The 12,663-nt window shown below is 73.0% G+C and carries 10 protein-coding genes; 6 read left to right on the top strand and 4 right to left on the bottom strand.

The genetic code is table 11. The features are described from left to right. The first annotated feature begins 144 nt into the window (after positions 1-144). The gene (locus tag HDA43_RS22120; protein ID WP_179824743.1) at positions 145-1,062 is read left to right on the top strand and encodes a coiled-coil domain-containing protein; all 918 of its coding nucleotides are present in this window, start codon (positions 145-147) and stop codon (positions 1,060-1,062) included. A gap of 45 nt (positions 1,063-1,107) precedes the next feature. On the opposite strand, the gene HDA43_RS22115 is transcribed toward HDA43_RS22120, so the two are convergent. The 3 genes from HDA43_RS22115 to HDA43_RS22105 all read right to left on the bottom strand — a co-directional run bounded on the left by HDA43_RS22115 (position 1,108) and on the right by HDA43_RS22105 (position 4,545). Then, entirely contained in the window at positions 1,108-2,511 is a 1,404-nt protein-coding gene (locus HDA43_RS22115; RefSeq protein ID WP_179824741.1) for a hypothetical protein, read from the bottom strand. Positions 2,512-2,520: 9 nt separating this feature from the next. Next, entirely contained in the window at positions 2,521-2,919 is a 399-nt protein-coding gene (locus HDA43_RS22110) for a hypothetical protein (protein WP_179824740.1), read from the bottom strand. Between the two features lie 294 nt (positions 2,920-3,213). Continuing rightward, positions 3,214-4,545 (bottom strand): GH1 family beta-glucosidase, encoded by a 1,332-nt coding sequence (locus HDA43_RS22105; RefSeq protein WP_179824737.1) that lies wholly within the window; start codon positions 4,543-4,545, stop codon positions 3,214-3,216. A 71-nt stretch (positions 4,546-4,616) separates the two neighbouring features. Here HDA43_RS22105 and HDA43_RS22100 point away from each other — a divergent pair, with 71 nt between their 5' ends. After that, on the top strand, positions 4,617-5,273 hold the full coding sequence (locus HDA43_RS22100) for a TetR/AcrR family transcriptional regulator (RefSeq protein ID WP_179824735.1): 657 nt from the start codon (positions 4,617-4,619) through the stop codon (positions 5,271-5,273). A 93-nt stretch (positions 5,274-5,366) separates the two neighbouring features. Here HDA43_RS22100 and HDA43_RS22095 read toward each other — a convergent pair whose 3' ends face one another. Then, positions 5,367-6,305, bottom strand: a complete 939-nt coding sequence (locus HDA43_RS22095) for an aldo/keto reductase (RefSeq protein ID WP_179824733.1) — start codon at positions 6,303-6,305, stop codon at positions 5,367-5,369. A 91-nt stretch (positions 6,306-6,396) separates the two neighbouring features. Here HDA43_RS22095 and HDA43_RS22090 point away from each other — a divergent pair, with 91 nt between their 5' ends. The 4 genes from HDA43_RS22090 to HDA43_RS22075 all read left to right on the top strand — a co-directional run bounded on the left by HDA43_RS22090 (position 6,397) and on the right by HDA43_RS22075 (position 12,486). Then, positions 6,397-6,759 (top strand): MerR family transcriptional regulator, encoded by a 363-nt coding sequence (locus tag HDA43_RS22090; RefSeq protein ID WP_312873491.1) that lies wholly within the window; start codon positions 6,397-6,399, stop codon positions 6,757-6,759. A 157-nt stretch (positions 6,760-6,916) separates the two neighbouring features. Then, entirely contained in the window at positions 6,917-8,416 is a 1,500-nt protein-coding gene (locus tag HDA43_RS22085) for a peptidoglycan D,D-transpeptidase FtsI family protein (protein WP_218912361.1), read from the top strand. 356 nt (positions 8,417-8,772) lie between these two features. After that, positions 8,773-11,259, top strand: coding sequence for an ATP-binding protein (locus HDA43_RS22080; protein WP_179824721.1), 2,487 nt, complete (start codon positions 8,773-8,775; stop codon positions 11,257-11,259). A gap of 447 nt (positions 11,260-11,706) precedes the next feature. Beyond that, positions 11,707-12,486 carry an AMP-binding protein gene (locus HDA43_RS22075; RefSeq protein WP_179824720.1) on the top strand — a complete coding sequence of 260 codons (780 nt, stop codon included), beginning with the start codon at positions 11,707-11,709 and terminating at the stop codon, positions 12,484-12,486. Positions 12,487-12,663: the final 177 nt, after the last annotated feature.

Below are 12,663 nucleotides of genomic sequence, written 5' to 3'. Positions count from 1 at the left end.
ACGGAATCATGTTCTGCCGTTGATGGCAAGGGGGGCGGGGCGGCGATGCGCCGGTGAGGCGGAGTTCGACCGTTCCGGTGGCGATTTAAAAGATCACCTTCTATAGTTTCGCTCCGTCCGTGCGGCTCTGGAGGTGAGCGAAGCGTGAGACGGAGCCGCCCGGCCGCGCTCGTCGTCCTGCTCGCCGCCCTTCTCCTGACGCCCTTCCTGTCCGCCGGGGCCGCCGCCGTTCCCGCCGCGGCCAAGCCCGACCCCGAGGCCGAGCTGCGCAGGCTGACCCGCGAGGCCGACCGGCTCGACAAGGCGTACCGCGGTCAGGTGCAGAGCCTGGAGGACATCCGCGTGCGGGCCGGCAAGGCGACCACGAGCGTCAAGAGCCTGCGCAGGTCACTGGCCGCCGCCCGGGCCGACGTGGTGCGCTTCGCCCAGACCTCCTACATGAGCGTCCCGCTGGACGGCGACAACCTGCTGAGCTTCCAGGGCGACGTCTCGGCCGCCCTGGGCGGCGCCGCCACCATGTCCTATCTCGCCGGCCTGCGCGCCAACCAGCTCAGCCGGTTCCAGGACCTGATCGATAAGGCCGAGAAGGCGGAGAAGACCGCCGACGAGAAGGTCGCCGCGCTGAAGGCCGACATCGCCAAACTGAAGAAGGACCGGGTCCGGATCGAGGGGCTGCTGGCCAAGTACGGCTTCGAGACCCCCTCCGGCAGCGACGGCCTCACCCCCCGCATGGTCACCGTGCGCAACGAGGTCCTCCGGAACTTCCCGATGCCCTACAGCTACGGCTGCCTGCGCTCCGGCGACCCCGGTGACCACGGCAGCGGCCGGGCCTGCGACTTCATGATGAGCGGCGGCGGCCGGATGCCGTCCCCGGCGGACAAGGAACGCGGCGACCGCCTGGCCCAGTGGGTCATCGACAACGGCCCGCGCCTCGGCGTGATGTACCTCATCTGGCAGCAGCGCTACTACGACGTCCGCTCCGGCGGCGGCTGGCGGATGATGTCGGACCGGGGCGGCGTCACCGCCAACCACTACGACCACGTCCACGTCTCGGTGTTCTGACCGCGCCGCCGGGCCGCCCGTCCGGCGGGCGGCCCGGTGACGGCGTCAGACGCTGCCGATGTGGCCGTCGACGGCGCCCTCGTGGTCGTTGGCGCCCCACACGTCGTCGTGCTCCCACAGGTTGCTGCCGCTCTCCTGCTCCTGCTCGCCCGCGCCCGCACCGGCGCCGCCCATGGCGCCCATGGGCGGCATGAACATGCCGCTGCCCGCCGCGCCCTCGGCGGCGTTCAGCGCGGCGGCGCGCACCCCGGCGGTGCCGAACGACCCGGACGAGCCGATCCCACCGGTGCCGGTCCCCGTGCCGGTGTTCGTCGGCGAACCCGTGTACGTGGGAGAGGAGTAGGGGGAGTTGCCGGTGGAGGTGTTCGGGCCGGACAGGTTCGGGTTCGGGTTCCCGATGCCGTCGTAGCCCTGCGGGGGCTGGAACGACGACAGGTCGGTGGTCCGCGCGTTGCCGGCGTCGTATCCGGCGGGGTAGGTCAGGTTCCGGGACGGGTCCGTCAGATTCCCGGACGGGTCCGTCAGACCCTTGGACGGGTCGGTCAGGCCGCCGGTGGGGTCGGTGCCGTTCCCGCCCGCACTCCCGGGCATCCCCGCACCCGGCCCGTTCTGCCCCGGAAGCCCGGTGCCGCCGTCACCGGGGTAGGCGCCCGGAGGCAGGTCTCCGCTCCCGTTGGGGTCCGTGCCGTTGGGACCGGTCCCGTTGGGGCCGGTCCCGTTGGGATCGGTGGCGAAGGGGTCGGTGCCGTACGGTCCCGTCCCGTCCGGGCCGTTCCCGTAGGGCCCCGCGCCGTACGGTCCCGTCCCGCCGGGGCCGTACGGTCCCGCGCTCGGGTACCCGCCGGGGTAGTCCACGGTCGGGAAGGGCGGGGTGGGCACGGTCGGCGGCTCGATCCTCGGCAGCTCCTTGCGCAGGGAGTCGGGAAGCAGGGTGTGCCACTTCTGGATCTCCGCGTTGAGCTTCTCCAGGTGCTCCTTGGCGAGCTGGTTCTGCGACCCCCACTGGACGCCGTCTTTTGTGTCGTAGAAGTCCGAGATGTCGTCGTTGAAGGTGAAGGTGTTCTCGCTCCACGAGGGCGCGAACCCGCCCTCGCCGGTCTCCTTGTAGGCGGGAAGGGCGTCGCCGAGCGACTCCAGGGGGCGGCCCATCATGTTGCCCTTGTTGGAGAGTTCGCGCGCCGTCGCGTGGATGTACCGCAGCGCGGTCTGCGCCTCGACCGACGCCTTGTCGTTCCAGCACTCGGCCAGGGTCTTGCTGACGTTCTCGACCGCGCGCTGGCACTCCGCCAGCAGGGAGCAGGCGTCCAGGTAGGCGGTCCCGGCGTTTTTGATGGACTCGCCGTCCAGGGTCTCGATGATCTGCTTGACCCTGGCCACCGGCTGGTCGCCCCTGACGGAGAAGTCATAGCAGCTGGTCTTGATCATGTGGGTCTTCTTGGAGATGTCCATCCCGGTCTCCTAGACGCTCTTCGTTCCGCCATTGGCGAGGCCGGCGCCGTCATAGGTGCCGGCCCCGCTCTGGAGCAGCAGGATGGCGGCCTGGAGCTTCTGGATGACCTCCTGGTACACCTGGGTGAACTCCCGGTTGCCGTTCTCCAGGGTCTCACCGAGGGCCTTGCCCGCCGGCCAGTCCTTGGCCAGGGCGCTCAGCGTCATGACGTTCGTCTTGGCCGAAACGGTGCCGAACGAGCCCTTCTCGCTGCCCTGCATGCGCTCCAGGATGTCCTGGAGCTCCGTCACACAATTCTTGATCTTTGTGGGGTTGTGCTCGGTCTGGTCCTTCTTGACCTCCAGCCCGGGCCACTGGGACTCCAGCCAGCTGTGGTCCTCGGCCAGACGCTTGTCTGGATCCGCCATGATGCACCTCCACACGACCGTCCGGGGCGTACGCGGCGGCGCGGTTTCGCCCGGCCCCCTTCCCGGTGGCCTTCACGGGACGCCTCCCGCGCCCGCGGCACCGGTGATCAAGGAGCCTACTCGAACGGCCATGGGCCGTACAGAAAACACCCCTGCGGGTAGAGAAAAAGGGATATTTACCCTGAAACAACTGGGCGTCCGGGTTCTGGAGCGTCCGTGTGCCCGGATGCCCGGCCTTCGCGTGTCCGCCGGTCGGCCATCCGGGCGCCCGGACGGCCGATCGGCGGACCGCCGTCAGGGTTCCCGGGGGCCGGCGTCCGCTCCGGTCCGCTCCGCCAGCCGCTCCCGGAGCCAGTGGTAGGACGCCTTCGGGGTGCGCCGCCCGGTGGCGAAGTCGACGTGGACCAGCCCGAAGCGCTGGTGGTAGCCCTCGGCCCACTCGAAGTTGTCCAGCAGGGACCACACGTAGTAGCCGCGCACGTCCACGCCCTCGGCGCGCGCCCGGTCCAGCGCCGCGATGTGGCCGTCGAGGTAGTCGATGCGGGCCCGGTCGTCGACCGTGCCGTCCGGGCCCGGCTCGTCGTGCTGGGAGCAGCCGTTCTCGGTGACGTAGACGGGCGGCAGGGCGTCGCCGTACCGGGCCTTGAGTCCGGTCAGGAGCTCGCGCAGGCCGTCGGGGACGACGGGCCAGCCGAAGGCGGTGGTGGGGTACCCGGTGATCCCCGCGTCGGTGAACGGCAGGCCCTCGCCGGAGGGGGCGGCGATCCGGGTGGGGTTGTAGTAGTTGATCCCGAGGCCGTCGAGCGGGGCGGAGATCAGGTCGAGATCGCCGTCCCGGACGCAGTCGAGGCGCACGCCGTACGCCGACATGTCCGGATATTTCCCGAGAAGTACGGGATCGTTGAACAGGCGGTTGTGCAACGTGTCGTAGGCGTGCGCGGCGGCCACGTCGGCCGGGTCCGCGGAGGCCGCCCGGACCGGGGTGCAGTTGTTGGTGATCAGCACCCGGCCGGCGCCCCGCTCGCGCAGCGCCGCCGTGGCCAGGCCGTGCCCGAGGAGCTGGTGGTGGGCCACCGGCAGCGCGTCGAGGAGCAGGGTCCTGCCGGGAGCGTGGGTCCCCAGGGCGTAGCCGAAGACCATGTGCACGAACGGCTCGTTCAGGGTGATCCACATCGGCACCCGGTCGGCCAGCCGGTCGGCCACGACCGCGGCGTACTCGGCGAACCGGTGGGCGGTGTCGCGGTCCAGCCAGCCGCCGCGGTCCTCCAGCTCCTGAGGCAGGTCCCAGTGGAACAGCGTGACCGCCGGGACGATGTCCCTCGCGCACAGGGCGTCCACCAGCCGGTCGTAGAAGTCCAGGCCGGCCTGGTTGACCGGCCCGGAGCCCGTGGGCTGGACGCGGGGCCAGGCGACGGAGAAGCGGTAGGAGTTCACCCCCAGCCCGGCCATCAGCTCGACGTCCTCGGGCCAGCGGTGGTAGTGGTCACAGGCGACCTCGCCGGTGTGCCCGTCCCGGACGCGGCCGGGCTCGCCGGCGAAGGTGTCCCAGACCGAGACGCCCCGGCCGTCCTCGGAGACGGCCCCCTCGATCTGGTAGGAAGCGGTGGCCGTACCCCAAAGGAACATCCTGACCTCCGAGTGGTATGAGTCCGGCTCATGTTAGCCGTCGGTCCCCCCGTGTGCGAGATGATGGAGCGATGACGAACGTCGCCGGGGGAACGCTGCGCCGCCGCCCCGCCCAGCGGCGCAGCGCGGAACGCGTCGAGCGGATGCTCGACGAGTGCGCGCGGCTGCTGGACGAGGTGGGGTACGAGGCACTGACCACCAAGGAGGTCGCGCGCCGGGCCGGGGTGCCGATCGGGACCTTCTACCAGTTCTTCTCCGACAAGCAGGCGCTGGTGCGCGCGCTCGCGCTGCGCAACCTGGACGCCTTCCTCGGCCGGATCGTGGCCCGCCTGTCGGCCGCCCCGCTGTCGGACTGGGCGGAGATGACCGATCTGGCGGTCGACGAGTTCGTGGCCATGAAGCGCACCACGCCGGGGTTCGGCATCGTGGACTTCGGCGAGGTGCTGTCCGCGCCCGGCGGCCCGGCGATCAGGGGGACCGAGCGGATGCTCGACGCGGCGCTGGAGAACAACGCCATCGTGGCCGACCGGCTCCGGGCCCTCGTCGTCGAGCAGGCGGGCGGCGCCGCCGGGCCGGGCCTCGACCGCGCGCTCGTCGTCGCGGTCGAGGCGGCCGACGCCGTCCTCAAGCTCGCCTTCCGCACCCGGCCCGACGGCGACCCCGACCTGGTCGCCGAGTGCAAACTGCTGATCCGCCGCTATCTCGCGGGCCTCCTGCCCCGCACCTGACCGCCTGCCCCTCCCGGCCCGCCGCGTCCGGCCCCGAGGCCGCCCGACTCGCACCCGTTCACCGGGCGGCGTGCCGTACGGGGTCCGGGCGGTTCAGCGTGCGGCCTCCAGGCGGGCGCGCAGCTCGTCGTCGAGCTTGAGGTCCACCGCGCCGAGCGCCTCGTCGAGCTGGGACAGGGAGCTCACGCCGACGATCGGGATCGTCGGGACGTCCCCGCCGATCAGCCAGGCCAGCACCACCTGGTTGACGGTCACGCCCAGCTCGTCGGCGGCCTCGCGCAGCACGGCGAGTCCCCGGGCGGTGCCCGGGTGGTCGTAGACCTCCGGCAGCGGCCGGTCGGGGCGGGTGTAGGCGCCGGCCATCAGCGTGTTGTAGGCCCACAGGGTCAGGCCCGGCTCCGAGCGGAGGTAGTCCGTCATGTCGTCCTGGACCAGGACGTGCGCGCCCTCCGGCACCCGCGTCCCCGGACGGGGCCGCAGGTAGGTGTGACGGAGCTGCACGTGGGTGTAGGCCGGCCGGCCGTGCGCCGCCGACACGGCGCGGGCGCGCTCCAGCCGCCAGGCCGGCAGGTTGCTCGCGCCGATCTCCCGCACCTTGCCCGCCTCGACCAGCTCGGCGAACGCGCCCAGCGTCTCCTCCAGCGGCACGGACCGGTCCTCCACGTGCGCCCAGTAGACGTCGACGTGGTCGGTGCCGAGCCGGCGCAGGCTGCCCTCGACGGCCGGGCGGATCACGGCCGCGGACAGGCCCTCGATCGAGTCGAGGGTACGGTCGCCCGGAACGGTGGGACGCGCGCCGCACTTGGTGCTCAGCGTGATCCGGTCGCGGTTGCCCCGCGCGGCCAGCCAGCGGCCGATGGCCAGCTCGCTCTCGTCACCGGTCGCGCCCTCGACCCAGAACGGGTAGTTGTTCGCGGTGTCCAGGATCGTGCCGCCGGCCTCGGCGAACCGGTCGAGGATCGCGAAGGTCGCCCGGTCGTCCAGGGCGGTGCCGAAGGGAATGGTGCCCAGGGCGAAGGGGATCCGTGTCATGGGCCCAACCCTGCGACCTGGAGCGCGCTCCAGGTCAAATCCGGCTCCCGGCCTTGACCTGGAGTGCGCTCCAGGTGGGATGCTGCCGGACGTGAGCGTGTACACCCCGGGTCAGGTGGTCGAGGAGACCGGGTTCAGCCTCGACACCCTGCGCTACTACGAGCGGATCGGGCTGCTGTCGTCGATCCGCCGCAACGCGGCCGGTCAGCGCAGGTTCTCCGAGGAGGACATCGGCTGGCTCGGCATGGTGCGCTGCCTGCGCGACACCGGCATGCCGATCGCGGAGATGGTCCGTTTCGCGGAGCTGGCCAGGGCCGGCGACCACACGGTCCGCGACCGCATCGCGCTGCTGGAGGCCCACGACGAGCGGGTGGAGGCGCAGATCGCCACCCTCCAGGAACGGCAGCGGGCCATCCGCGCCAAGATCGCTTACTACCGGTCCGTGGTGGACTGAGCCCGTCCCGCCGTTTCCCGCCCCCGACGGAGAGCCGGTGAGGAGCCGCGGAGCGGGTCCCGGCGGCGGGCCGTAAGCCGTACGGCCGCTTTGCCCCTGTGCGGCGGCCCCTTTCCGGTCTGCCTGTTAGACCGGAAAGGGGACCGGGGGGAGGGCCATGAGGGCCGTGGCGACGCAGCGCGCGCGGCGGATGAACGCTCCGCTCGGGCGCGTCGCCGTGGCGTGCGAGGTGATGCTGCTCGCCCTGCTGGTCAACACCACCTACATCCAGGCGTTCCGGGCCGACCGGCTCGCCGGGGACCCCCGCAACCGGCGCGGCATGATCGAGCGTTTCGACGGTCCCCGGGGCGACATCGTGCTCCGCGACGAGACGGTGATCGCCACCAGTCGCAGGAGCGGCGACCGCACCTACCGGTACCGGCGCGTCTACCCCCGGGGCCCCCTCTACGCGCCGGTGACCGGCTACCTCTCGCTCTACGGCTCCTCCGGCATCGAGGCGGCCGAGGACCCCGCCCTGTCCGGGAGCGACCCCGAGGTCAGGGTGCGCTCGCTGATGGACGGCATCCGCAGCGGGGCCACCCTCAAGCTCACCCTCGACGACCGCGCGCAGCGGGCGGCCTACCGGGCGCTGCGCGCCACCGGGCGGCCCGGGGCGGTCGTCGCGATCAACCCGAACACCGGCGCGATCCTGGCCATGGCCTCCTACCCCTCCTACGACCCGAACCTGTACGCGACCTTCGACGCCGCCGTGCTCGACGCCGCCGACCGGAGGCTGCAGAGGGCCCCCGGCCGGCCGCTGCTGAACCGGGCGATCCAGCGGACCTACCCGCCCGGCTCGGCTTTCAAGGTCGTCACGACCGCCGCCGCGCTCAGCTCCGAGCGGTACGGCCCGGCCACCGCCGTCAGCGCGCCCGCCGCGTTCCGCCTGCCCGGCACCCGCGTGCGCGTGCGCAACTCCGGCGGCGCGGCCTGCGGCGACGGCCATCCCTCACTGGCCTACGCCTTCAAGGTCTCCTGCAACACCCCGTTCGCGAAGATCGGCCTGGATCTCGGCCAGAACGCGCTGCGCGAGCAGGCCGAGGCGTTCGGGTTCGGCGCCGCCGACCTCGCCGTGCCCATGCCGGTGGCCATGAGCGTCTACCCGGAGCGGATGAACCGGGCGCAGACCGCCATGTCGGCGCTGGGGCAGTTCGACACCCGGGCGACCCCCCTGATGATCGCGATGTTCTCGGCCGCGATCGCCGGCAACGGCGAGCTGATGCGCCCCTACCTGGTGGAGGAGGTGCGCCTCGCCGACGGCACGGTGATCGGCAACGCCCAGCCGTCGAGGTATCGACGGGTCCTCAGCGCCGACGAGGCCGACCGGCTGACCGCGATGATGATCGCCGTCACCCGGCCCGGCGGTACGGGCACGGCGGCGGCGATTCCGGGGATCGACGTCGCCGCCAAGACCGGCACCGCAGAGAACGCCGCCTCCCGCGAGGACCACGCGATCTTCACCGGGTTCGCCCCGGCCGACGCCCCCAGGGTCGCGGTGGGGGTCGTCGTGGAGCACGGCGGATTCGGCGGCGAGGTGGCGGCCCCGATCGCCAGGGCCGTCATGCGCGCGGTCCTTCCGTCCCCCGGCCGGGGGGAACGGAACGGGCCGGGGGAGTAGACCGCCCGGTGCGCGGGCCCGCGCCCGCGCGTCGGGCGCGGCCGGCGGCCGTCGTGTGAGCCCGCCGGGGGAGCGCGGGCGATGACCGTTATGCGGGCGCGCCGCCGGGATATGAGCGATGACCGTTATACGGGCCCGCCCCAGGGTGTCCCCCTCATCGGCCGCGTCCCCCGGCGACCGCGCGGGCCTCACGCGGGGACGGCGCGGGGATACGGCCAGGCGATCCGGAGATCCGAAATGGTGTTAAGCCTGGGCACGGCACGGTAATTGGTGTCACACTTTCTGTGACGGCCGCCCCGCGACGCACCACCGGATGCCACCGACCGCCGAGACCAGGACACCGCGACCAAGAGCCGATGACACAGGACACCGCGCACTCCTCCCTCACCGCGGGCAACCTGCCCCTCGAACCCAACGCCTTCATCGGCCGCGAGGCCGACGTGGAGGAGCTCACCCATCTGCTCGGCGTCGCCCGGGTGGTGACGCTGTGCGGGGCGGGCGGCATCGGCAAGAGCAGGCTGGCGGTCCGGGTGGCCACCCAGGTGGCCGACGGTTTCCCGGGGGGCGTGTGGCTGGTGGAGCTGGCCGAGGCGGTGCCCGGCGACCAGATCGTGCCCCGGGTGGCCGCCGCGCTCGGCGTCGGCGCCGAACCGTCGCGCCCGCTGGCCGAGACGCTGATCGACGCCCTCGCCGACCGGCGGCTGCTGCTCATCGTCGACAACTGCGAGTCCCTCATCGAGGAGTGCGCCCGGTTCTGCCGCATGGTGCTCACCGTCTGCCCCGAGGTGCGGGTGCTCACCACCAGCCGTGAGCCGCTGCGGGTGGCGGGGGAGACGGTGTGGCGGGTGCCGCCGCTCTCGCTGCCCGGGGCGGACGCCCAGAACCCGGCGGGCAGCGAGGCCGTACGGCTGTTCATCGACCGGGCCGGCGCCGCCTCGCGTGGCTTCGCCGTGACCGACCAGAACACCGCGGAGATCGCCAGTCTGTGCGAGGCGCTCGACGGGATGCCGCTCGCCATCGAGCTGGCCGCCGCCCTGTGCCGGGCGCTGACCGTGGAGCAGATCCACGCCCGCATCCGCGACCGCTTCCGGCTGCTGTCGGCCGGCGACCGCACCGCCCCAGCCAGGCACCAGACGCTCCGGGCCACCGTCGACTGGAGCTACCAGCAGCTCAAGGAGCCCGAGCGGATCCTGCTGCGGCGGCTCGCGGTCTTCACCGGCGGCTGGACGCTCGACATGGCCGAGCAGGTCTGTTCGGGAAACGGGCTGTGCGCCGAGGACATCCTCAGCGTGCTGTGCGGCCTGGTCGACAAGTCCCTGGTGCTGGCCGACGCGGCGGCCGCGGGCGAGACGCGCTACCGGATGCTGGAGACGATCCGCCAGTACGCCGCCGAGCAGCTCGACGCCTCCGGCGAGGAGGGCCCGCTGCGGCAGCGGCACCGCGACCACATGGTCGGCATCGCCGACCGGGTCCACCGGCTGATCGTCCGCCACCCCCGCCCCACGTGGGAGGAGATCTGCCCGCAACTGGTCCTGCTGGACGAGCTGCAGTCCAACATCTGGGCGGCGGTGCGCTGGTCGGCCGACACCGGTGACCCCGAGAGCGCGCTGCGCCTGCTGGTGCTGCTGCGCTGGCCGACCATCGCCGGCGGCCGGTTCACCCCCGCCGACGAGTGGCTGGACCGCCTGCTGGAGACCGAGCCCGCGCTGCTGTCCCCGCGGGTGCGCGGCGACGCCCTCGCGCTGCGCGGCCAGGTGGCCTTCGGCCAGGGCGACCCCGACACCGCGCAGGTCGCCTGCGCCGCCGCCGCCGAGCTGTGCCGGACGACGGGCCTGCACGGGCCGCTGAGCGGGGCGCTCGCCATCCTGGCCTGGGTGGCCATCTACCAGCGGCGGCCGGAGGCGGCCAGGGCCTGTCTCGACGAGGCGCTGGAGGCCGTGCGCAAGGTGGACGACCCCTGGCACGAGATGGTGATCCGCTCCATGGAGGGGACCCTCGCCCTGTCGGAGGGCCGCGCCAAGGAGTCGCAGCGGTCGTTCGAGGCGGCGCTGGCCATCGCCCACGAGCTCGACAACCACTGGGCCGAGCCGGTCGCGCTCATCGGCCTGGCGCAGGTCGCCTGGCTGCGCAGCGACCTGGCCGAGGCCCGCGCCTACTACGAGCAGGCCCTCGACCTGCTGCAGGACATCACCTCGCACTGGCAGACGATCACCTGCCTGTCGGGGCTGGGCCGGATAGCCCTCGCCCAGGGCGACCTGGCGACCGCCCGCGTCCGGCTGGTGGAGAGCCTGCGGCTGTGCCTGGGCACCGGCCAGCGGCTCGGCGTCGCCCGGCGGATCGAGACGCTCGCGCAGCTCGCGCTGGCCGAGGAGGACGACCGCCGGGCCGTACGGCTGGCGGGCGCCTCCGCCGCGATCCGCGGCTCGATGTGCGGCGCCTTCCTGCCGTCGGGGTTCGGCGCCCGGATGGAGGAGCTGCTCCAGCCCGCCCGCACCCGCCTCGGCGACGCCCTCGTCGCCCAGCTCTGGGCGCACGGCCAGGAGATGACGCAGGAGCAGGCGATCCGCTACGCCCTCCAGGACGACGAGCCGGACGGCGAGCAGGCCACCGGGCCGCCGGCGGCCGCCCGCGGCCCGGTGGCCGCCCCGCTGACCACCCTCACCGGCCGCGAGTGGGAGATCGCCGAGCTGGTGGCCCGCGGCCTGAGCAACAAGGCCATCGCCGACGAGCTGGTGATCAGCCCGGCGACCGCGGCCCGGCACGTGGCCAACATCCTGGCGAAGCTGGGGTTCTCCTCACGCACCCAGGTCGCCACCTGGGTCATCGAGCACAACCGCGCCTGAGGGACCCGCCCGCGGCGCTCCGGCGGCCGGGGAGCGCCCGTCGTCCGGTCTACACACCCCGGCGGGCGCCGGTGGCCGTACGGCTACACCTCGGGATACGCAGTTCGGCGCATGCGCGGCCCCGGATGCCCGCCGTACGGTTCCCTCGTGTCCGGCCGGTGAGGCCGGCCTTCCGCATCGTCCCGCCGGGGCGAGGGGCACGAGCGCGGCGGGCCCACACCATCCCCGGCGTCACGGCCGGGCACACCGGAGGCGTCGCGTGTCCCGCCCGTCGGCCGAGGTCTCCTCGGAGGGGTGGGGACTTCGGGGCCACGGGGCACGCGACAGCGGGTCCGAGCCGCGCAGGGCTCGGGCCCGCCCCCCTCGGAAAGGGTGATCTCGAATACACACTCATCTACATACATCGAACGATGCCCCGACCGTCAGACCGGCCTTACGGTCGGCGCCATGAGACCGACCTCCTCCATCAGGGGAACCGTCACCGAGGCGGTGTTCGGTCGCGCGTACGAACGGGGTGACCGGCCCGCGCTGATCGATCTCGGCGCCGGGGTCGTGTACGGCTACCGCCGCCTCGCCGGCGAGGTGACGCTGGGCGCCTCCGGCCTGGTCCGGCGGGGCGCCCGCAGACGCCAGGTGGCCGGGATCCACGTCGGCGACGCCGCCGCGCAGACCCTCGCGGTGCACACCGTCATCGCGGCGGGAGGCGTGGCCGCCCCCGTCGCCCCCGGAGGCGGGGAGGTCGGCACGCTGCTGGCCCGGTGGGACGCCCGGCTGCTCATCACGACCCCCGAGCTGGCGGAGGCGTCGCTGCGGGCGGCCGAGGCGTCCAGGGTCCGGCAGGTGATCACGTTCGGCCAGGCGCGGGACACCGTCGACTTCGCCGACCTGCTGCTGCTGGAACCCGGGCCGCTGCCGCTGCTCGACCCGTCGGTCCAGCCCGCCCTGCTGACCCAGGACGCCGGGGTCTTCACCCACGAGGACCTCATCGGCCGGATGCACGTCCTCGACCGGCTCGCGGTCCTGGAGAAGTCAGACGTTCTGCTGGTGACGTGGTCCCTGACCTGCGTCCTGGCCACGACCACGCTGATCGGCCTGGCGCTCATGCGCGGCGCGCTGGTCGTGGTGGCCCCCGGCCTCTCCTCCGGGGAACTGGCGGCGACCATCCACGACTTCGGCGTCACCGTGATGGCGCTGCCCGACGGCGCGATCCAGCGCGTCCAGGGGTGAGCGCGCGGCCCGCCGATGGCACAGGCGGGCGGCGCGGCCTCTGAGGCGCGCCTGGTGGGGGTCCCGCGGCGGGGCGGGGCCCCCACACCCTTTTCCGGGGCGGGGATGCACAGACGTTATCCGCGGGTTGTGCGCGCATGCCTTGACGCGATCCGGTGGGGTTGATTGCCTTGCTGA

It is taken from the genome of Streptosporangium sandarakinum (assembly GCF_013409935.1).
Lineage (GTDB): Bacteria > Actinomycetota > Actinomycetes > Streptosporangiales > Streptosporangiaceae > Streptosporangium > Streptosporangium nondiastaticum.
The sequence above is the reverse complement of the archived record's forward strand: the minus strand, read 5'-3'. Positions and strand labels throughout refer to the sequence as shown.

What these genes read in the sequence shown, in the direction of transcription:
- HDA43_RS22080 (WP_179824721.1), top strand. Translation starts at nt 8,773, where the DNA reads ATGACACAGGACACCGCGCACTCCTCCCTCACCGCGGGCAACCTGCCC.
- HDA43_RS22115 (WP_179824741.1), bottom strand. Translation starts at nt 2,511, where the DNA reads ATGGACATCTCCAAGAAGACCCACATGATCAAGACCAGCTGCTATGAC.
- HDA43_RS22110 (WP_179824740.1), bottom strand. Translation starts at nt 2,919, where the DNA reads ATGGCGGATCCAGACAAGCGTCTGGCCGAGGACCACAGCTGGCTGGAG.
- HDA43_RS22105 (WP_179824737.1), bottom strand. Translation starts at nt 4,545, where the DNA reads ATGTTCCTTTGGGGTACGGCCACCGCTTCCTACCAGATCGAGGGGGCC.
- HDA43_RS22100 (WP_179824735.1), top strand. Translation starts at nt 4,617, where the DNA reads ATGACGAACGTCGCCGGGGGAACGCTGCGCCGCCGCCCCGCCCAGCGG.
- HDA43_RS22075 (WP_179824720.1), top strand. Translation starts at nt 11,707, where the DNA reads ATGAGACCGACCTCCTCCATCAGGGGAACCGTCACCGAGGCGGTGTTC.
- HDA43_RS22095 (WP_179824733.1), bottom strand. Translation starts at nt 6,305, where the DNA reads ATGACACGGATCCCCTTCGCCCTGGGCACCATTCCCTTCGGCACCGCC.
- HDA43_RS22085 (WP_218912361.1), top strand. Translation starts at nt 6,917, where the DNA reads ATGAGGGCCGTGGCGACGCAGCGCGCGCGGCGGATGAACGCTCCGCTC.